Below are 20,985 nucleotides of genomic sequence, written 5' to 3' on the forward strand. Positions count from 1 at the left end.
CTAGACGAGCTCCTCGAGAGGCGTCGGAACATGTTGCGCGCGCAGATGAATGGTTTTCACAAGTTCGGGGAGCATCGACATCGTTTCCTGACATCGTAGCTCAAGCATGCGTAGCGCTTGCTTGCGCGAGCCACTTTGCAAAAGGTGAGCGAGCCTATTGAGATCCGATGGAACGTCAAGTGGGCGGGGCATCGACTTCAGCGCCAGGAGGTGGACAACTCGAGCTCGGTCATTGAATTGGCGCACCGAATGCACGAGACGGAGATTGCCGCCCATGAGCGCAATCCGTTCGTAGAAACTCTCCACATAAGCGGCGCAGGCTCGGGCCAAATCACCTTCGTCCGGCATATGGCTATGATTTGCTGGAAGAAGAGGCAAATCATGTGGGTCGAACGGGTTGGCGCTTCTTTCGATCGCAAATCGAAGCATTAGGAATGTCAATTCATAGTCAGCGCGCAAATCATCGAGATCGAGCGGTTTGACGTAATAGCCCCTACCCGGAACGAAGCCGATCACTCCTTCATGCACAAGCTTGATCAACGCCTCCCGGATCGGCGTCGGGCTCACCTTCATTTTCTCGGCAAGTGTCCGAATGTTAAAGAATGTTCCGGGAAACGACCTATAACTCATCACAGCCGCCTTAAGCCGGGTGTAAGCGTCCGTTGTTTTATCAGGCGATGAGGGATCTCCAGAAATCGATTTCATAATATGCAGCTGCCATTGATCGAATGCCGTCCAAGGTCATTCCAAATACACGCTGTGGTAGATTAGCACGATCTGCTCTTCCGCCGTGGTATATCCAGCTGATATCGCCGATATATGATTGGTATTTGGATGCCTGACTGAGATACCCATCAGGATCGACAACCGCTCACGGGGAGCCAAAGCGTCGCCTCACCGTTCGTAGTCATCGCGGTTTAATTTGCGCTCACTTGGAGCGCGGCCGCTTTCAACAGTTTGAGACTTTATCCTTGCAGCCGCATCTGGACTTCCTTCACGAGCTGACCGCTCTGTCTCGCCGCCCCTATCCTCCCGAGTTTGAATTGAAGTAGCATCTCGCGCCTGCTCCGGTGAGCGGGGGGGCCGTGGAGCGTTTGGCTCCTCTCTTGGAGAGTCACGTTTTTCGCCCAGGATTTCGGCGAATCTGGAGATTCCTGCCTCAATCATGCGTTTAGCGTCCGATCTTGCGGCATCACTGTCATAGTCGTCGGAATGGAAAGAAACCCTCGTTTCACGTGCTCGTCCGATCGCGTCGAGCAATGAGGCCGCTGCGCTTGAAACTGATCGAACGGACCGCTTGTTTTGAACGTCTGTCCCCTCCTTTTCCTGTCGCCTCTGGGGATCGGCGTGGCCCTGTTGGTTTGGGACCGGTGACGACCTCCCCCGTTGCTGTCCGTTGTTTACCGTCGATCCTTCCTGCTCAAAGCGGTGTTGAATTTCCGGTTTTGCGTTTCCTGATTGCTTGCCGGCTGCGCTGGGAAACCCCTCGGCTCCGAGCGATGGAGTTCGCAAGAATGCTGCCTGTTGGCCGTTCCGTCGATCTGCCTCCTCAAAACGAGCCAGAGTGCGCATTGCAAATTGGCGAACCGCTTCTGTACGGCCTTCAATAGCAAGCATCTGCCAATTCTGCCTTGCGAGTTCACTGTGTCGGCCGTAATCCGAACGCGAAAGATGCGGAACCTCCCACCGCTTGTTTTCATATCGGTGCTGTCCCGCGGCACTGGTACCCTCAAACGTGGTGCGTCCCACGTAGTTGGTAGGACGAACTTGCTTATGAGAATAAGCGGGTGAAGAAGCCGTTTCGCGGCGCTCGGTCATTTCCAGGTCGATACCGTTGGCACGCGCATTTTCTGCAAATCGCGTCCGCCACCGCGCCAAATCCGAAATCCAAACCTTAAGCCGATCCCCATAGTCGGAGAGCGTTGCGATCACCGCATGAGCATGCGGGTGGGGCCTTTTGCCTCCGTCATGTAGCGGTCTCGGATCGTTTTCCGGATCATGCACGGCGAAAATATACCGATGCCCCCTGAATTCATGTGCCAGAAAATTTCGGACTGCATCTTGGAACCGCGTCGCGTCGGTTCCGAGGGGAGCCGCAACCAGGACATGGATGGTGTCGCGAGGCCCCCGGCTTTGAAGGCGCGAGCGCCATTCACGCTGGACGAGCGACTTGGCTGCTTTAACGTCTGCGACAAACTCCCCGCGATCGTTACGAACTTGACCCGTGCGGCTTTCAACAAGCCGCCGGAGCAGTGCTGTGCCAAAGCGAACACCATGCCCCTGACCGGTAATGCGAAGTTCAACCGCATCAGCCTTTTCCGCCAGCGCGTTCTTCAACCGCTCTTTTGCGGCATCGTAATCATCCCCTGTGGCGACAAGACGGCCTTGAGTTGGTGAATAGAGGACGACCACGCCCTCGATCTTGGTCGCATGAGCGGCCTGGCTCACGGCGAATGCGAACGGCCTGTCAGTGAAAACAGATTTCAAGATAGCCTGACTGTCGCTCGGCAGTCGGAGATCAGGAGACCGCCACGAAATCTCGACGGTGAACAGCCCGATGTCCCGGCTCGCGTGGCGATTGCCAAGAACGGGCCGCCAATCGGAGTAGATGGCAGCCGGCGCGTCCTGCCCGCCATATCTCTCGCCACGTTCGTTCTCGATCGCAATCTCACCACCCCTCGAGACATATTTTACGAGCTTTTTGACACCGGAGCTTTCTCCGAAGCTCAAAACCTTCACAACGGCAGGCTGTGCGCCTGTCGCAAGGCGCGCGAACCTTTTCCGCATGTCAAGTTCAAGACCGCGGTCCTTGCTGCCAGTCGCCGATCGACGAGGCCCCGCTCCGAACCCAGCCGGAGGCTCAGCCGAACCCGCTCTTCCACGCCGCCACCACTCCTCATCGAGAGATGGTGGTTTCGTCGACAGTTCCAGAATAAGACTCTGACGCCGAGCGAGCCACTCTTCCTCGAAGTGATGTAAGCTGGTCCACATATGAGGTGGTCCTCCGCTGTCTCGTTTCCTTTCTCGCGCATCCCGATAGTTCAATGCACAGCGCAGCGATTACGCGCTGCATCGACAAAATTTCCTTCTTCAACGGCAAGTCAGAAATGCGCTCGGCACGGTTAAGAGCAATCAATGCACCGGTAAGATTGAAACCTTCAGCTCGCAACTCGTCACGCAGATGGAGCAGTAACAAGCGATCCTCGTCGGAGAAAAATGGTTGGATCCCCCCGAATTCGAGAGCAGCCGTTCTACAGAAATTGGAAACCGTCATTCCCGCCTGAGCCGCAGCTTCCTTAATCATCTGCAACTCATGCCGTCCAATCCAGACCGCAACGGTGGTACTCTTATCGCGCTGTCCCATCATGACCTACCTTGGCAACTTAGGCTTTAACAACTTGGCCTCGCGAAGATACGAGCAGCCTGAGGCGGATACCGAAGCTCGCGCGGATTCTCGCCACTCGAGAATTAATAACTTATATAGTTATCACGTCAAGACCACAGACGGCGCGGACGCAAGTTATCATTGCCACTTCTACATCCTAAATGCTTTATTTATATAACTTTTTTACTCCAACATCGCGACGTTCAAAAATTCGATCCTTCACACATATATACTAAATTCGTAACAATTATGCAGCTCACATTGACCGTTAGTACTCATGCCTAAAAAAACAGCAGATCGAAGAGTGGGCATCCCCCGCCTGCGGCTCCTCCTCAAAGGAGTGCTATAACGCGTGAGAAATCACTGTTTCCGAGGATCTTTATCGTCTTCCTGCAATAGGTCTGATAGTCCCATGCAAATCCTTCTTAAGACTCCCTTAGGCGCCAATTCCCATTGTCATCGTTGATGACCTTAATAAGACTGACGGCAGCGAGAATGCGCAAACTCAAAGACTGGTTTTCGGGACGTCGCTCCACAAGTGTCGGTAATCTCAAGCGCCGCCGGATCGATCTTGGCCGCGCCATCCCGAGCTATCCGATCTATGTCATCGGTGATGTGCATGGATGCCTCAAAGAGCTAAAAAATGCCGAGGCGCAGATCGCAGCGGATATCAACTCAACCGAGCGGGCCGGCCCTATCGTGCTGCTTGGCGATTATGTTGACCGCGGTCCAAGCTCTAGCCAAGTTCTGGAATATCTCATCAGGCCGAGCGAGTTTGGGCTGAAACGACTTCCTCTGTGCGGCAATCACGACGACATCTTCCTCAAATTCCTGAATGAACCCGAGCTTTATTCCGAATGGCTAGGTTTAGGCGGCGAACAGACCTTGCTGTCTTACGGCGTCGACCTGCACCACTTGGGCGTCCGGCAGAAAAATCGGAATGCAAAACTGAGTGAACTGCTGACGGAGGCTGTGCCTGACAGCCACAGACAATTTCTCGCCGATCTGCCCATCTGTCTAAAAATCGCCGACTTGTTCTTTGTTCATGCCGGGATCAGACCCGGCGTCCCGCTCGATGAACAGGATGACGAAGACATGCTGTGGATTCGCGATCCTTTCCTGAGCGAAGGGCCTAAACTCCCGGTTCTCGTCGTACACGGGCATACGCCACACCCGTCCCTGAACCTTGGCCCCGGAAGAATTGGCATCGACACCGGCGCCTATTATACCGGCAACCTTACCGTCCTTAAAATCGACGGCGGACGAGCGACGGTTCTCTAGACTTCGAAAGCTTGGGCGAGCTTCAACCGATGGCGGCCCAACCGAAGAGAGCTCGGCCTGTGCGTCACCATGCCGGGCGCCCCACTCGGAAACGCCGCGCCCTTAGAGGGCGCGACTGCTTTTGCCTATTGGTCTTCCACTGGATATTTGCTTTTACTCCGCTGCCTGCAGTGCCGGCAGGGCGGCAGCGTCCAGCGAATCTCCCGCCAGTGCCGCGGCAAACTTTGTTTGATCCAACTCGTTCTCCCAGCGCGCGACGACAACCGTGGCAACGGCATTTCCGACGAAATTCGTCAGCGCGCGGCATTCCGACATGAAGCGATCGACACCAAGGATGAGCGCCATGCCGGCGACGGGAACCGAGGGAACCACAGACAGCGTTGCAGCAAGCGTGATGAAACCCGCGCCGGTAATCCCTGCTGCACCTTTCGAACTCAGCATCGCGACCAGCAACAGCAAGACCTGATCAGAGAAGGTGAGCGGCGTATCCGTTGCCTGAGCAATGAACAGGGCTGCCAGCGTCATGTAGATATTGGTGCCGTCGAGGTTGAAAGAATAGCCGGTCGGAATGACGAGACCGACAACGGAGCGCTTGCAGCCGGCCTGTTCCATCTTGGCCATGAGGCCAGGAAGGGCGGCCTCTGACGACGACGTGCCAAGAACCAGAAGCAATTCTTCCTTGATGTAGCGGATCAGCGCCAGGATCGAAAACCCGTTGTAGCGGGCGACCGCGCCAAGGACGACCAGCACGAAAAATAGCGAGGTCAGATAGAAGGTGCCGATCAGCATGGCCAGGTTGGCGATAGAACCGATGCCGTATTTGCCGATCGTAAAGGCCATCGCGCCGAAAGCGCCGATTGGAGCAGCTTTCATCAGGATCGCCACAAGGCGAAAGATCGGAGTCGTCAAAGCCTGCAGGAAATCCACGACCGGACGGCCGCGGTCACCGACCATCCCAAGAGCAATACCAAACAATACCGAGAAGAACAGAACCTGCAGGATGTCGCCATCAGCAAAAGCGCCGACGATGGTCGTCGGGATGACGTTCATCAGGAAGCCGGTGATCGTTGCGTCATGGGCTTTCGCAGTATAAGTCGCGACCGCCTGGGCATCGAGGCTCGCCGCATCGATATGCATGCCGGCACCTGGTTGGATGACGTTTGCAACGAGAAGACCAACGGCAAGCGCCAGGGTGGAGAAGGAGAGGAAATAGATCATCGCCTTGCCCGCGACGCGTCCGACCTTCTGGAGATCGGACATGCCGGCTATGCCGGTTGCGACGGTGAGAAAGATGACTGGGGCAATAATCATCTTGACGAGCTTGATAAATGCGTCGCCCAGCGGTTTCAGCGTCGTACCGATCTCAGGATAGAAATGACCCAAAAGGATGCCTGCGAAGATTGCGCAAATGACCTGCACATAGAGATGGCGATAGACGGGAACTTTGCCGCGCGTTGACGCGGCTGGAATTGCTATGCTCATGGTAATCCTCCATAAAGCCCCCAACCGACGACGGCCTCCCGGGGCAGATAAGCTGGCGATTCAACAGCCTGCGGCGGCTGCATGCATAGCTTCTGCAACCGGCGTGCCAGTCTGAGGTCTATCGCCAACATATTGTTTTACCTGATGTTTTTCCGATTAGCTTAAGAAAGCAACCCGATTTGCGCGTCTTTTCGCACAAATTCATTTGACCCGTGTGCGAAATTACGCACATTCTCCGCCATGCATCAGCGATCCACCATGCAGAGCTTCCAAACGCCAAAGGACCTCAACTCGCAGACGCGACGGGTCTGGTTCTTCTTCCTGGTCGTATCTGCAACCCTTACCGCCGCAGCACTCGCCGGAGGGGAATACTACGGCCGGCGTTTCGCCATCGAGACACTGGGAAACCAGGGCCGCACCGACGCCAATCTCAAAATCGCGTTGTTGACGGCGGTGCTAGAGCGCCCCCGCGCGCTGCCGCTTCTGCTTTCGGAGGACCAACAGGTTCTCGATGCGCTCTCATCGGCAAATGGCGACGCAGCCGATCGCTTGAACCGCAAACTGGAACGCCTCGTCGCCGGCACGCAAGCCGCCGTGCTCTATGTCGTTGGCCCGAATGGGATAGCAGTCTCCTCAAGCAATTGGCGCGAACCTATCAGCTTCGTCGGCAACGACTACGCGTTCCGGGACTATTTCCGTCGCGCGATGGAGGACGGCACAGCCGAACATTTCGCGCTTGGCAGCGTCAGCAAACGCCCCGGCCTTTACATCTCCCGCAGGGTTGGCAGCGCGGCGGCTCCTCTTGGCGTCGTGGTCGTCAAAATGGAATTCGACCGCTTGGAACATGACTGGCGCGACGCCAGTCGGCCCGTCTACGTCACGGACGAACATGGAGTCGTTTTGATCACGAGCATACCTTCCTGGCGCTTCATGACGACACGACCAATACAGCAACAGGATCTCGCCTCCATTCGGAACAGTCTCCAGTTTGGAGATGCGCCGCTGGCACAGCTTCCCATCATGCCTGCGGTAGCCACCAATACGGACGTATCGATCGTTTCCGCCGTACTGCCTGGTCGCGGTGAAGCCCTGTATCTCCACCTATCCGCGGTCGTCCCGACAACGCCATGGCGGCTGGAATACCTGGTGCCGACCGAACTACCGGTCGCGTCCGCCGTGCGGGAGATGCGGCTTCTTTCATTGGCGTTTTTGCTGCCCATTTTCGCAATCGCCGCTTTCTTGCTGAGACGACGGCAGGTCTCGCTAATGAAGATAGCCAGCCAACAGGCCATGCGCGAAGAACTGGAGCGGCGGGTTGTCGCCCGGACAGAGGAACTAAGCCGCGCTCGTGATCGCCTGCAGGCGGAAATTGTCGATCATCGTGATACGGAAACGAAGCTGCAAATCGTGCAACAGGAACTCGTTCAGGCAAACCGGCTCGCTATCCTCGGCCAGGTAGCAGCTGGCGTCGCCCATGAAATCAACCAGCCGGTCGCCACCATTCGCGCTTATGCAGACAATGCCCGCGTCTTCCTTCAGCGCAAAGAGCCAGGCCCGGCGGATGAAAACCTTGGCGTCATTGCCGAGCTCACCGAAAGAATCGGCACGATCACCGAGGAATTGAAAGCCTTTGCGCGCAAGGGAAGGACCGCGGCTGAGCCCGTTGAGCTACGCTCTATTATCGAAGGTGCCATCGTCTTGCTGAAGAGCAGATTTGCCGGAAAGCTAAATGCGCTTGACGTTCGATTGCCGCCGGCAGGCCTTCTGGTGCTGGGTAATCGGATCCGGCTGGAACAGGTCCTGATCAATCTCCTCCAGAATGCGCTTGAAGCGCTCGACGACCGCGCGGACGCAAAGGTGGAGATATCCGTAGCAGAAACGTCCGAACTTGTCGCGGTGGCTGTTTCCGACAATGGCCCCGGCATTCCACCGACAATTCTCGACACTCTATTCACACCGTTCCATACATCCAAGGAAAAAGGCTTGGGCCTCGGCCTCGTGATTTCGAAGGATATCGTTGCCGATTATGGCGGCCGGATCGATGTTACGAGCAACGACAACGGCAGCTGTTTTACCGTCTACCTTTTGAGAGCAAAAGCATGAGCGATCCGTTATCAATCTTTCTTATCGATGATGACAGGGACCTTCTGCGGGCCACCAGACAAACACTTGAGCTTGCGGGGTTCAAGGTTTCGGCCTTTTCGGTGGCAAGTGAAGCACTTTCTGCTCTTGACGGCGATCTCATAGGCGCGGTCGTTTCCGACATACGCATGCCCCACATTGACGGGTTGCAGGTCTTCAGGCGCGTACAGGAAGAAGACGAGGACCTGCCGGTGATCCTGATCACCGGCCACGGCGATATTCCGATGGCCGTGAATGCCATGCAGGACGGCGCCTATGACTTCATTACCAAGCCGTTTGCGACCGAAAGGCTGGTCCAAGCAGTCAAAAGAGCGGTAGAAAAGCGCCGCCTCGTTTTGGAAAACAGGGTCTTGCGCCAGGCAGCCGATCAAGCACGCGACGACCTGCCGCTGATCGGGCAGACGCCGACCATGGAGCGGCTGCGTCGAACTTTGCGGCAGATCGCCGACACCGAGGTCGACGTGCTTGTTACGGGCGAAACCGGCAGCGGCAAGGAAGTCGTCGCCAGCCTGCTGCATCGATGGAGCCGTAGAGCGTCCGGCAATTTCGTTGCACTCAACTGCGGAGCTCTGCCTGAGACGGTCATGGAAAGCGAGCTCTTCGGCCACGAAGCCGGCGCCTTTACGGGAGCGCAGAAGAAGCGCGTCGGACGCATCGAGCATGCGAACGGCGGCACGCTTTTCCTGGACGAAATCGAGAGTATGCCACCCTCGACCCAGATACAGATGCTGCGCGTTCTGGAGATGCGGGAAGTGACGCCCCTCGGAACCAATGAAGTCCGGCCCGTTGACCTTCGCGTTGTCGCCGCCGCAAAGGTGGATCTTGGAGACCCGCAACTGCGTGGGGATTTTCGCGAGGATCTCTATTACCGGCTCAACGTTGTGACGATCTCCATTCCGCCGCTTAGGGAGCGCCGCGACGACATTCCGCTCCTCTTTGGCCATTTTGCCGAGCGTGCGGCTACTCGCTTCAAACGAGAGGTTCCGGCGATCTCGTCGGCCGTTCATCGCCATTTGCGGGATCATGATTGGCCCGGCAACGTGCGCGAGCTGTCACATTTTGCAGAGCGCTTCATCCTTGGCGTTGAGCAGTTGCCGGCAAAGCTCCCTCTGTTGGAGACAGAAACGGCCGAGACGCTTCCCTTGCCCGAACGGATGGACCGCTATGAAGCCAACATCATCCGGGAGGCGCTCGATTCCAATGGAGGCGACGTCCGCCGTACGATCGCGGAACTCGGCATACCACGCAAGACGTTCTACGATAAGCTCCAGCGCCACGGCATCGTCCGCAGCCGATTTGCAGCCAAATCCGGGCAGCTTTAGAATCAGACGTACCCAGCCTTGCGATAGAGAGATTAAATCATCACATCAGCCGGCGCTGATACCACCACAGCAGAAATGGCTTGATCAGAGAACCGAAGAAGCCGAGGGCGGTGATCGAGAACCCGAAATAGACCTTGGACCTGCGCCGATCGATGCCATCGACAATACGCTCCGCAACGGCCTTTGCGGCCCAGGGCAGAGCTTTGCCCATCAGCAGTTGCGCCTCGGCGGGGCGTTTGGACAATTCCCGCTCGAACTGCGGCGTGAACGTGTCGGGAGGAAAGCAGATCGAGACGCAGACGCCCGATCCCGCCGCCTCAGATGCAAGGGCTTCGACAAAACCAACCAGTGCGGATTTGGAGGCGCAATAGGCCGTGTAACCATAAAGACCGATGAGCGCTGCACCGGACGAGACAACCATGATGCGCCCCTGCCCGCGCCGCTTCATTTCCGGATAAACGGCACGGACTGCGCTGACAACGCCCAGGAGATTGACCGTCACCTGTTCGGCAAAAGCGGCGCTGGAAAGCGCTTCGAATCGTCCTGGTTCAACGACACCTGCCGATGCGACCAACACGTCGCACGGGCCTAGCGTCGCCTCGGCGGAGCTGATTGCGCTTGAGACCTCGTTCTCGACGCCTACATCGGCCGTTGCGATGTGGACATCCGTCTCCGACATTTCGTTAGTTGAAAGCAGCTCCTGCCTGGCCAGTTCAAGCCTCGCCGGATCTCGGGCGATGAGCGTCAGACGTGCGCCGCGGGCTGCATAGAGCCGTGCGACATCGAGCCCGATGCCGCTCGATCCACCAGTAACGATGACGTGCATGAACCCTCTCGTCCGGCGCTGCCGAGACACCCAGCGCTATTGTATGGATAAGTATCAGCGCTGCCTAAGCTTCACCAGTGGCCTGAAACAGCGGCGAAAGCTTCATCACCTTGTCCATATCAAGCGACGCCAGACCGAAATTGCGATCCTTCAGATCCTTGAGCCTGCGGGCCGTAACCTCCACCGAATGGCGGATCTGATCTTCGGTGTGATCGCAGGTGATGAAAAACCGGAGCCTTGCCATGCCCTCCGGCACCGCGGGATGGATAATCGGCAGCACGTTGATCCCCTCCTCCAGCAGCTCATTGGAAAGCTGCACGGCGCGAAGGGAATCGCCCACGATGACGGGCACGACGGAATAGCCCAGGCTGAGGCCGGTATCGAGGCCCGCCTCCTTGGCGTATTTGAGAAACAGCGCGCCGTTTCGATGCAGTCTCTCTGGGCGTTCCGGCTCGGTGCGCAGAATATGCAGACCAGAGCGGGCTGCCGCTGCAAGAACGGGCGCCAGCCCGACGCTGTAGACGAACCCGCCTGCCTCCGCCTTCAGGACGTCGACAAGTGCCTGCGAGCCCGCAATATATCCGCCGCAGCTCGAGGTCGTCTTGGAGAGGGTTCCCATCCAGATGTCGACGTCGCGGGGATCGGTGCCGAAATGCTCGAAAGTACCCCGCCCTGTCTTGCCGAGCACGCCGAGCGCATGAGCCTCGTCCACCATCAGCCAGAAGCCGTAACGGGACCGCAATTCCATCAGCGCCGGCAGATCGGCAACATCGCCGTCCATGGAGTAGACGCCTTCAACGATAACCAGGATGCGCCGGAAATCAGCGGACAGCGTCCGGAGCACAAATTCCAGATTATCCATATCGTTGTGGCGGAAAAGGCGCCGCGTCGCACCGGATTGCTTGATGCCTGCCAATGCGCTGTTGTGAATGAACTCGTCGTGGATCACCAGGTCCAACGGCCCCATGAGACAGCTGATCGCTGCAACATTGGTGAGATATCCGCTCACGAAACAGACGGCGGCATCAACGCCGTATACGGAGGCAAGGTCGGCCTCCAGGTCGGTATGCACCGGTCGCTCGCCGGCGACCAGGCGGCTCGCCGAGGCCGAAATGCCAAAGCGGTCGATGGCCGCTTTTGCCCGTTCCGTCGTCTGCGGATCCGTATTGGTGGCCAGATAGTCGTAGGATGCGAAATTGATGAATTCGCGCCCGCCGATTTCCGTGGTGGCGCCGGCTGCCTTGTCATGCGAACGGTAGAAAGGATTGGCAACGCCGATCATTTCGCCTGCCATCCGCTGGACATGCACGCGCTGATATTCCGGCAGCTCGTCAAAGCGTAGTACCTGGCGGACTTGCGGCGCGGGCTGCCGGCTCAGCCGGGCCGCGCGGTTGCGGCCGGACGTTTCGCTCGCCTGACGCATCTTGTCCAGCAGGCCGCGCTTTCCCTCCACGCCGAGGCCGGCGGAGATTTCGTCGTCCGGACCTTTTTTCATCACTGCGTCGCTGCTTTCTGCGGCTGGGTGGTGGAGTGGCTCTTCACCAGCCGGTCAACCACCTCATTTTGAGGCTCAGCCGCATCTTCCGCCTCGTCATTGTGTTTCGATACACGTTCACGCAAGCGCGTGACGACATCACCGACGGTCGTGTCGTCCCCAACGCCGCTCAAGGGAATATCGAATCCGGTCTTCTGTTGGAAGCCCATGCCGAGTTCCATGGCCATCAAGCTGTCGAGGCCGATGTCCTTGAGCACCTTGTCAGGTGTGATCGTATCTTCGGTTACCCTAAGGATCGCCGCAATCTCACCGGCAACGAATTTGTGAAGAATCTGCTGCGCCTCTTCCGCAGATTTGCCGTGGATCAGTTCCTCCAGATCGACGGTATCGCCGTCGGCAACAGCATTGCCGCTGCCTGCCTGGCGGACAATCGCCTCGAAGATCGCACCCTTGGCAATCGGCAACATGCGGATTGCATTCCAGTCGAGTTCCGCGATCATGACGGCTGCGGCGTCGATACGTCCGGTATCCGCCACGATATAACGCTCGACCTGCTCCAGCGCCTCACGCGCCTTCATCGCCGTCTTGCCGATGCGCTTGGCAAGTATCTCGTTGACTTCAGCGTTGCGAGCAAGGAAGCCGGTGTCCGCGATTGCGCCGAAGCCGACAGCGAGCGCCGGCAGGCCTGCAGCCCGCCGCTTGCGCGCAAGGCCCTCCAAGTAGCCATTGGCAATAACGTAGTTTGCCTGACCGGGATTGCCGATCATCGTCGTTGCGGAGGAGAAGAGCAGGAAGAGTTCCAGAGCATCCTTGGAGGTCAAGCGGTGCAGGACTTCGGCACCCCTGACCTTCACGTCTACGACCGGTTTGTTCCGTTCGGGCGTCAGATTCGAGAGCAATGCGTCATCCAGCACCATGGCCGCATGAATAACGCCCTTCAGCGGCGCTTCGGAGCGAAGAAGCTCAAGCAGCGAAGCGGTTGCCGCTTCGTCCGTGATGTCGCAGGGATGAACGGTCGTGTGGACACCCTTCTTTTGCCATTCTGCAATCGCCGCCGTCGTCTCCGTGTCCGCCACGCCGCGGCGCGAGCAGAGCGCGATACGTCGAGCGCCCTTGGCCACCAGCCAGTCTGCCGCCGACAGGCCGAACCCACCGATGCCTCCCGCAACCAGGAAAATGCCCTCGGCCGAGAACCGTAAGGGCTTGCCTGCAGCGGTAAGCACGTTGTGTTTGCCCGAAACCGGCGGTCGGACAACGATCTTGCCGATGTGACCGGCATTCTGCATCAGACGGAACGCGGTCCCGATCTCGTCGTGGCCGAAGGCGCGATAGGGAAGCGGCGTCAGCTTCCCATCGGCAAACAGGCGCCCGATTTCTGCAAAGATCTTCTTGGTGACTGCCGGCAGGTTGACGAGAAGTTGATCTGCGTCGATCCCGAAGTAACTGATATTGCGCCGGAACGGCCGAAGCCCGATCTTTCGATCGGAATAATAATCGCGCTTGCCGAGTTCAAGGAAACGGCCGAATGGCTTCACCAGTTCGATGCTTCGCTCCATGGCCTCGGAGAAGAGCGAATTCAGGACAAGATCGACGCCCTCGCCGTTGGTAATGCTGCGAATATGGGTCACAAAATCCAGCGACCGCGAATCGAAGATGTGATCTGCTCCGAGCGCCTCCAGGAAGCGCCGTTTCTCTACCGTACCGGCAGTGGCGATCACGGTTGCGCCCTTCAATTTGGCGATCTGCAGCGCCGCAAGCCCGACCCCGCCCGCGGCGCCATGGATTAGGATTGTCTCGCCCTTTTCGATATGACCAAGATGCACCATCGCATAATAGGCCGTTAGGAACGCAACCGGGACCGTTGCCGCTGCGGCAAAGTCCATCCGCTCGGGTAATTTTGTCACGCCGTCGCGGCGAACGCGAACATGCGTGGAGAAGGCCGCCGGCGCGATGCCCATGACCCGGTCGCCGGGCGTGAGATCGGTTACAGCAGGCCCCACTTCGATCACGCGTCCGGCGAGTTCCATGCCGATTGTAGCGCCGGCAAAACCGTCCTCCAGCGCTTCCTCAGGCAGAAGGCCCATGGCCCACATGACATCGCGGAAGTTGAGGCCGGTTGCCTCAACCGCGATCACAACCTCATCCTTATCCGCTCTTGGCAGATCGCACTCTTCCCAGGCGATACTGTCCACGCGGCCGCTGACGAGCTGTCGGATGGTCGCCGCGGAATAATCGGAAACCATTACATCGGCAGACGGGAACGGACCGACTGCTGCGCGAACTTCACGGAGGCGGTCATCGACCAGCATCCACTCGCGATTGGCCGTCGACGCGGAAAACACTTGGCTCAGAACTGAAGACGTGACGGCGCCCTCGGCTTCGGCATCCAGAAGATGGACGTCGAAGGTGTCGTATTCGTTCTGCAGGACGCGGGCGAATGCCCAAAGGCCGGCATTGGCTTCATCGGTACGCTCCGCTGCCAGAGGTGATCCGCCAGGAGCCAAGATGAGAAGCTGTGGTTTTTCGGCTGTCGCAGCGGCATTCCGAAGATGGGCCGATAACGCCTCTGCCAGAAGGCCCAGCCGGCGCAGGCGATCCTGCTCTTGCACAGACACATCACGCGTCCCCTTACGCTCGGCAGCGTAGAGCAGACGGAGCTGTTGTCCGTCGGCTCGCGCAAAGGCTTCAGCGAGCGCCGCTCCGTCGGCCTCGATATCAAGCGCCTCGATCTTCGCCTCGCCAACAGCAACGGCTCGGTCGGGAGATTCGTTGAGCACCAATATGGAGCCAATATGGCCACCTGCGACCAGCTGCTGCGCAGAACCCTGCGCCTCGGCCGATGCCAGGATCAGCGCCCCTTCCGGATAGGTCCGCTCCTCCACCTGCGGCTTTTCAAAGCCCAAGGTGGCGATCATGTCCTCTATCTGACGCGAGGTGCCAAGTTGACCAACAGGGAAATCCGCCGATTGGCTGCCCGCGAACCAACCCTCCGACTGACCGAATACGAAGTCGTTGAACGCAGACGGAGCGCGATCGGCAAAAACGAGAGCAGCACCCCGCTCAGAGGCGGCACGGATCGCCGCCCGTACCCCTTCGTGGCTCGACAAGAGAGCCTGACTTTGCGTGCCTGCTGATACGATCAAGTCGACAACCGGATGCCCCCCCAGTTTCTCAATTTCCGGCAGGACGATATGGACATCCTGTTCGAAGGCAATTTCCAGCGTGCGGCGGACGCTCTCGCGCGGCTCGGCGATGATCAGCGAGGCGCCGTTCTGCGCCACGACGGCTGCCAGACGGCGACTGAAGGCAACGGACGCTGTGCCAACCTCCAGAACGTGACGAACCCGGCCATTGCCGGCAACAAGAACGCCCTCGACAGCCTCAAGAATGGTCGAGAGCCGTCTTTCCGCCAGAGGCGAATGAACGAGGACGTGATCGAGCGTCGCTTCACTGACGGCATCGACCCATCCGGCCTGTTCGGCGTCATCGCGCAGTGCAGTTACGGACAGACGCTCAATTATCGCTCTGTAGGCGTCGTTGACGAGAACCGCCTCTGCCACGCGACCCGCGTTTTCCCGGCATGCCTCCTGCAGGATTTCGCTCACCGGCGGCAGCGTGAACTCTTTCGGGATGTGCCACTCACCTTCATCCGCCGTCGCAATGCCTGCGTCCTCGAGAATGAACAAGCAGTTGGTCAGGAACGAACGAAGCAGCGTATCTGCCGGCAGACGTCTTGCCGAAACGATGCCTCGGTGATCTGCCAGCGTCGCCGCGATTTCATGACAGGCTCTATAGATCGCGGCATCGAGAAGCAGTGTCGCGTTGTCGGTCGTGCCAGCTGGAAAATTGCCAAATGCTGCGGCAAGGCCAGGGCCCAGCTCTCTTACCGACAGAGGCAGCGAAGCCGGTACCGTTTCATAGTGGAACGCCACGGAAGCCAAAGTATGATGACGGCGCAGCGACGTACGGCGGAAGCGGCAGTCATCAAAGCTTGCTACGGTATTGCCGGATGCGTCCAGCATCTGAAAGCGGACCTTGATGGAGAAGCCGCTAAAGCGTTCGATTTCGATCAATGCCTTGGCGATCGGAGCCTTTTTGCCCGTCACCCGGATCGAGCCGAAGCGGACGGGGATATAGGGGGCTCCCCCTTCATTGCCCGAAAGTTGGTCGAACAGCGCCACCAGGCCGTGGAAGGCGGCATCCACCGAAAAGGGGTTGAGGTTATATTCCACGAAGGGATGAGCCGGCTTGCCGGCCAGTTTCAGATTAACCTCGATAAACGTGCGCCCAAACGCCTCGGCGCTGGAAAGAAGCTGGAACCGAGGACCATATTGAAGCCCGAAACGCTCCGCTGTCCCGTAGGCCAGATCCGACGTTACAAGTTTACCCTCTTCGCCCGCGGGCCGGTTCATCGGCTTGTCGGCTTCAAAACCGATTGAGTGACGGCTACGGGCAATTGCATGCACGGTCCAGTCATCATTGCTGAGCCGCTCGCGGGACCGGATTTCGATATCGCCGGTCTCCGGCGATAGCAACGTCGACAGTTCCACGACCCGGTCTTGACGCAATTCCAGCGGCCGAACAATTTCAAGGTTGGAAATCTCGGCTGAATCCGTGCCGTAATAGCGTTGCGCTGCCGTCACCGCGATTTCGATGAAGCCGCTGCCGGGCAGGATCGGACGCGAATCCACCACATGCTCGGCGAGATCGGGAAAGAGCCGGGAATCGATGTGGTTCTTCCAATGGGAGGCATTGGGATCACTACGCCAGCCCAGAAGAGTGTAGGGTTGGCTGGCGTTGCGGCCGAAGAGATCGATTTCGTCGCTTGTCGCTGGCGTCCTCAGATCCATCGGTTCGAACGGCAGGGTCGGCAAATCGACGGAGGCGTTGCGCTTTCCGCTATGGCGAGACAGAAGCGGCGATGCGCCGTTGGCGACAGCACGGGCGAAAGACTGCGCCACCGGGTCCCTGCCCGGCATCGGTGTCTCGCGCTGCAGTGTCGCCGTCACCACGGCCTGCGCTGATTGGCTCTTTGCGATATCGCTGACGTAATTCGAAAGGATCGACCTGGGAGAAATCTCGATGAACAGGTTGCAGCCCATCTCCAATGCGGCCTCAACGGCGGCTTTGAAGAGGACTGGTTCGCGAACATTGTGCCACCAGTATTCGGCATCCAATCCACGGCCATCCTGAATCGTGCCAGTCACCGTCGAGACATAGGTGTAGACGCCGGTCTCCGGTTCGATCTGCGGCAGGTCGGCAAGAAAGGCTTCCTTGGCGCTGTCGATGATCGGGTGATGGAAGGGATAATTGATGTCCAGGACATGCGCGACGATCTGCGCCTTTCGGGCGGCGTCGCGAAAGGCCTGGATTTCCTCCGTGGGGCCGGAGATGGTCACCGAATTCGGAGCATTGATCGCAGCGACACAGACATTGTCAAGACCATGCGATCTGGCAAAGGCAAGCGCAGCCTCGTCGTTCAAGACGACAGCCGCCATCTTGCCCTGGCCTGCAAAGAGATCCTGATACCTCGACCGCTTCGCCACGATCGCAACGGCCTCGGCCGCCGTAAGCGCCTTTGCAGCGTAGGCCGCCGCGATCTCGCCCACCGAGTGACCAAACACGGCTTCCGGTTTGACGCCTAGTGCGACCAGGCAATCGGAAAGTGCTGCTTGCACTGCAAAAAGCAGGGGCTGGGCAATTTTTGTGTCACCGAGCCTAAGAGCCAGGTCCGGGGAAACGAGCAAATCCGTGAGCTTTTCGCCGAGATGATATTCGAAGAGGGCGCTGAACGACTGGAAACATTGGCGGAAATGCTGGTTTTCCTGATAGGCCTCGACACCCATTCCGGCCCATTGAGCGCCGTTCCCGGAAAAGACAAAAGCGATTTTCGCGGCTTGAGACGGAGCCTCGCCGCGTTCTCCCTGGGAGGTTTCTCCGGCCAGGTGGGCCTCGATTGCCCGCAACACGCCGTCAGTATCCTTGGCCTCCACGGCAAAGCGATGGCGAAGCGTCTCGCGGTTGGCCGCCGTCGCACTAATCACGCAGCGAGCGTGATCCGGCGCCGCGGCAGCGAGGCGCTCGCGGTAGTCCTCAAGAAGTTGCGACAGAGCAGACGTCGTGTGGGCACTCGCAACAAACAGGGAGCTTTCGCCCTTCGGCGGGTCGAGCGGCGCCAGCCGCTCCGGATCGCTGATCACCACATGCGCATTCGTCCCGCCAAAACCGAACGAATTTATGCCCGCAAAGCGGATTTCCTTAGCGGGCAACAGTTTCACCGCGGAGGTATTCACCCGAACATTCAAGGCCTCGAAGTCGATATCTTCGTTGACCTTTTCGATATGAAGGGAAGCCGGCAGGAAATTGTTCTGAAGCGCAATCATCGCCTTCAGCAGACCGAACAGACCGGAAGCCGGCTCGGTGTGACCAATGTTCGTCTTGATCGAACCGAGTGGCACCGGCGCGCGCCGCCGCTTGCCGATGACGGTTCCAATCGCCCAGACCTCGGCCGGATCCCCGACGCGCGTGCCCGTACCGTGGCCTTCGATGAATGCGATGCGGTTCACATCGATGGCACTGTCTTCGTAGATCGATTGCAAAAGCGCCGCCTGGGCTTCGCGCGAAGGCAAACTGATGAAATTCGTGCGACCGGAGGAATTGACCGCCACGGCATGGAGCGTAGCGTAACTCCGGTCCCGCTCCCGCCTTGCCTTGTCTGTGCGGCGAAGGACAATCGCAACACCGCCTTCAGAGCGCACGTAGCCGTGGCCATTGGTGTCATAGGCTCGGCAAAGCCCTTCCGGAGAAAGCATGCGCGCCTGGGCAAAACCCACGAACGACAGCGGATGAACGAGCAGATTTATGCCGCCGACGATTGCGGTATCGATATCGCCTTTTTCCAAGGCCGCCACCGCCTGATCCAGCGCGACCAGCGATGAAGAACAGGCCGTGTCGATCGTCATACTCGGCCCCTTCAGGCCGAAGATGTGCGAAATGCGATTGGAAACGATCGACAGCGTATTGCCCGTCATGAAATACGGGCTGCCCGCGGCTGGATCTTCGGAGAGCAGGTTTCCGCTTTCAAGGCTCGATGCGCCGATATAGACGCCGACGCGCTCGTCCGTGAGCTTGCTTGCCGGCAGATTGGCGTCTTCAAGCGCCTGCCAGACCAGATTGAGGAGAATACGCTGCTGCGGGTCCATCTGCATCGCTTCGCGCTGCGACAGGCCGAAAGCTGCCGGATCGAAAGCGTAGATGTCGTCGAGAACACCCGCGGCGAAGGTATAGGTCTTGCCCGGCACACCCTGTCCCGGATGCCAGAAACGAGCCCGATCCCATCGATCGGCTGGTATCTGAGTGATCGTGCAGCGCCCTTCGCTCAGAACCTTCTGCAAGTCATCTACAGAATTTGCGCCTGGGGCAACACTGGCCCTGCCGATGATTTCGATCGTCATGGTCACTCGAATTTTGTTACGTCTAGTCCTAGCGAACCGTTTAACACCCTTATTCGCCGGATCCCTCTAACAACATACTTATCGAAAGTTGTCACTCAAAAATCTGGTACGGTCGACACCTAACGGAGCTAAGATGCCGCAAACTTCTTCGCGGCATGCATGCCCAGCATCGCACCAACCCGGACAATCTAGCTTGATTTCAAGTACAGTGCCTTGGCGGCGAGAGGTTTTAGTTGCCAACGCGCTGAATATTGTAGGCCGCCCCCGCGCCTTGCGCTGCAACTCCCAATGGTGCTCCAACGATCCCCAGGAATTTGGCGAAGTCGACAGACATATGCCGTGCGGCATAGATCACGTCGCGGCTCTTGACCGGGAATGTTTGCCCAACGACGAGGCTGTCCGGATTTCTCATATTGAAGCGATAGACGATCGGATAGCGCCCATCCTTGTTCGGCTTCATGCCTTTGCGAACGAGTTCATCAAAGCGCTGCCGACCGATCAGGCCAAGAACCACGTCGGGTTCCTCGTAACGGAAAAGGAAGTATCCTTCCGTGTCGACGGCATTGTCGTTGCCGCCGCCGCCAAGCGCAACCGCCTCAAGCAGGTTGAGGTCATTGGCTCCAAATTCAACACGGGCATTGCCCTTGATCGCGCCGAGCAAGGTGAATGTGCGCGGATCGCGCGTGACAAAAACCTGGTCACCTGGCTGGACGTAGATATTCTCCGATGGATTGTCGATGACCGACTTCAGCAAGACGGTGCCGGTGCGTTTGCCACGTACGAGCGTCACATAGCTTTCGTAGGGCTGGGCGACCGGACCGCCCGCCTTGGCGATCACGTCAGTGATCTGCTCACCAGTAAGATTGAGTGGAATTTGGGCCGATTTGGCGACAGCTCCCGATACGGTTACACTTCTCGACGGCGTATTGAGGCTGGATACGATGACATCCGGCTCGACAGCTTTGCTTGCCAAAGCGGCCAAGATTGCCTGGCGCGCCTCCTCAAGGGTCTTGCCCACGAAACGTACGGAACCGACATAGGGGATAGCCGCAGTTCCATCGGGCTGCACGACGACGTCAAGGCTCGTCTGCTTCGATTCACTGGTGGAGAACAGACCGTCCGCGCCGGCTTCGAAGATCGTCACTTTCAACTGGTCGCCGACGCCGATAACAGCTCTGCCAGCCCCGCCGCCGCCAAAACCGAAGCGTCTTTTCAAAGCCGTCGATACATAGTCGGATACCAGACGCGCCGAACGGCCATCCACATCAACAACCTCGAACACGGCCGCGTTCGGACGGCCGATTTCGGGCCCGGACCGGCCACTATCGGCGTTGATTGCGGAAGCCAAAGGACCCTCGCCAGGTACGCTCTGGCAACCAGCCAGAACCGCACAGATCATGATCGCAGTCACTCGAACCAAATTCCGACACTCCAAGTCAGCACCGATGCCGTCTGCCGACGATTCAGCACCACACATCTTCCATGAATCCGACTGCCCCTGAAAAGCACAGCGAGCACCGAACAACAAGAAGGATTCCTAACGGTTACCCAAAATAAAATTTCTGTGCGCTTTTAAGGCCATAGTCGCATACAACCTA

11 protein-coding genes are annotated in these 20,985 nt (G+C 58.3%); 3 read left to right on the forward strand and 8 right to left on the reverse strand.

Translation table 11 applies throughout. The features are described 5' to 3' along the window. The 3 genes from EDE09_RS08620 to EDE09_RS08630 form a co-directional block, all read right to left on the reverse strand. Positions 1-705 carry a GntR family transcriptional regulator gene (locus EDE09_RS08620; protein ID WP_112801987.1) on the reverse strand — a complete coding sequence of 235 codons (705 nt, stop codon included), beginning with the start codon at positions 703-705 and terminating at the stop codon, positions 1-3. A gap of 189 nt (positions 706-894) precedes the next feature. Then, positions 895-2,739, reverse strand: a complete 1,845-nt coding sequence (locus tag EDE09_RS08625; RefSeq protein WP_207914824.1) for a hypothetical protein — start codon at positions 2,737-2,739, stop codon at positions 895-897. 157 nt (positions 2,740-2,896) lie between these two features. Beyond that, on the reverse strand, positions 2,897-3,367 hold the full coding sequence (locus EDE09_RS08630; protein ID WP_207914825.1) for a hypothetical protein: 471 nt from the start codon (positions 3,365-3,367) through the stop codon (positions 2,897-2,899). Between the two features lie 513 nt (positions 3,368-3,880). Here EDE09_RS08630 and EDE09_RS08635 point away from each other — a divergent pair. After that, positions 3,881-4,666, forward strand: coding sequence for a metallophosphoesterase family protein (locus EDE09_RS08635; RefSeq protein WP_132409764.1), 786 nt, complete (start codon positions 3,881-3,883; stop codon positions 4,664-4,666). 153 nt (positions 4,667-4,819) lie between these two features. On the opposite strand, the gene EDE09_RS08640 is transcribed toward EDE09_RS08635, so the two are convergent. Then, positions 4,820-6,148 carry a dicarboxylate/amino acid:cation symporter gene (locus tag EDE09_RS08640; protein ID WP_132409766.1) on the reverse strand — a complete coding sequence of 443 codons (1,329 nt, stop codon included), beginning with the start codon at positions 6,146-6,148 and terminating at the stop codon, positions 4,820-4,822. Between the two features lie 258 nt (positions 6,149-6,406). On the opposite strand from EDE09_RS08640, the gene EDE09_RS08645 reads away from it, so the two are divergent. Further along, positions 6,407-8,251, forward strand: a complete 1,845-nt coding sequence (locus tag EDE09_RS08645; RefSeq protein ID WP_245505097.1) for a sensor histidine kinase — start codon at positions 6,407-6,409, stop codon at positions 8,249-8,251. Next, on the forward strand, positions 8,248-9,612 hold the full coding sequence (locus tag EDE09_RS08650; protein ID WP_132409770.1) for a sigma-54 dependent transcriptional regulator: 1,365 nt from the start codon (positions 8,248-8,250) through the stop codon (positions 9,610-9,612). The genes EDE09_RS08645 and EDE09_RS08650 overlap by 4 nt, the downstream gene beginning before the upstream one ends. Positions 9,613-9,652: 40 nt before the next feature. Here EDE09_RS08650 and EDE09_RS08655 read toward each other — a convergent pair whose 3' ends face one another. The 4 genes from EDE09_RS08655 to EDE09_RS08670 all read right to left on the reverse strand — a co-directional run bounded on the left by EDE09_RS08655 (position 9,653) and on the right by EDE09_RS08670 (position 20,807). Next, positions 9,653-10,438 (reverse strand): SDR family oxidoreductase, encoded by a 786-nt coding sequence (locus EDE09_RS08655; RefSeq protein ID WP_132409772.1) that lies wholly within the window; start codon positions 10,436-10,438, stop codon positions 9,653-9,655. A gap of 64 nt (positions 10,439-10,502) precedes the next feature. After that, positions 10,503-11,933 carry an aminotransferase class I/II-fold pyridoxal phosphate-dependent enzyme gene (locus EDE09_RS08660; RefSeq protein WP_132409774.1) on the reverse strand — a complete coding sequence of 477 codons (1,431 nt, stop codon included), beginning with the start codon at positions 11,931-11,933 and terminating at the stop codon, positions 10,503-10,505. Next, complete coding sequence (locus EDE09_RS08665; RefSeq protein ID WP_132409776.1) at positions 11,933-19,387, reverse strand: type I polyketide synthase; 7,455 nt, start codon at positions 19,385-19,387, stop codon at positions 11,933-11,935. The genes EDE09_RS08660 and EDE09_RS08665 overlap by 1 nt, the downstream gene beginning before the upstream one ends. 229 nt (positions 19,388-19,616) lie before the next feature. Then, complete coding sequence (locus EDE09_RS08670) at positions 19,617-20,807, reverse strand: polysaccharide biosynthesis/export family protein (protein WP_165924141.1); 1,191 nt, start codon at positions 20,805-20,807, stop codon at positions 19,617-19,619. Positions 20,808-20,985 lie beyond the last annotated feature (178 nt).

Origin of the sequence: Neorhizobium sp. S3-V5DH, from assembly GCF_004343065.1 — a bacterium.
Classification (GTDB): Bacteria; Pseudomonadota; Alphaproteobacteria; order Rhizobiales; family Rhizobiaceae; genus Neorhizobium; species Neorhizobium huautlense.

What these genes read in the sequence shown, in the direction of transcription:
- EDE09_RS08620 (WP_112801987.1), bottom strand. Translation starts at nt 705, where the DNA reads ATGAAATCGATTTCTGGAGATCCCTCATCGCCTGATAAAACAACGGAC.
- EDE09_RS08630 (WP_207914825.1), bottom strand. Translation starts at nt 3,367, where the DNA reads ATGATGGGACAGCGCGATAAGAGTACCACCGTTGCGGTCTGGATTGGA.
- EDE09_RS08635 (WP_132409764.1), top strand. Translation starts at nt 3,881, where the DNA reads ATGCGCAAACTCAAAGACTGGTTTTCGGGACGTCGCTCCACAAGTGTC.
- EDE09_RS08640 (WP_132409766.1), bottom strand. Translation starts at nt 6,148, where the DNA reads ATGAGCATAGCAATTCCAGCCGCGTCAACGCGCGGCAAAGTTCCCGTC.
- EDE09_RS08645 (WP_245505097.1), top strand. Translation starts at nt 6,407, where the DNA reads ATGCAGAGCTTCCAAACGCCAAAGGACCTCAACTCGCAGACGCGACGG.
- EDE09_RS08650 (WP_132409770.1), top strand. Translation starts at nt 8,248, where the DNA reads ATGAGCGATCCGTTATCAATCTTTCTTATCGATGATGACAGGGACCTT.
- EDE09_RS08655 (WP_132409772.1), bottom strand. Translation starts at nt 10,438, where the DNA reads ATGCACGTCATCGTTACTGGTGGATCGAGCGGCATCGGGCTCGATGTC.
- EDE09_RS08660 (WP_132409774.1), bottom strand. Translation starts at nt 11,933, where the DNA reads ATGAAAAAAGGTCCGGACGACGAAATCTCCGCCGGCCTCGGCGTGGAG.
- EDE09_RS08665 (WP_132409776.1), bottom strand. Translation starts at nt 19,387, where the DNA reads ATGACGATCGAAATCATCGGCAGGGCCAGTGTTGCCCCAGGCGCAAAT.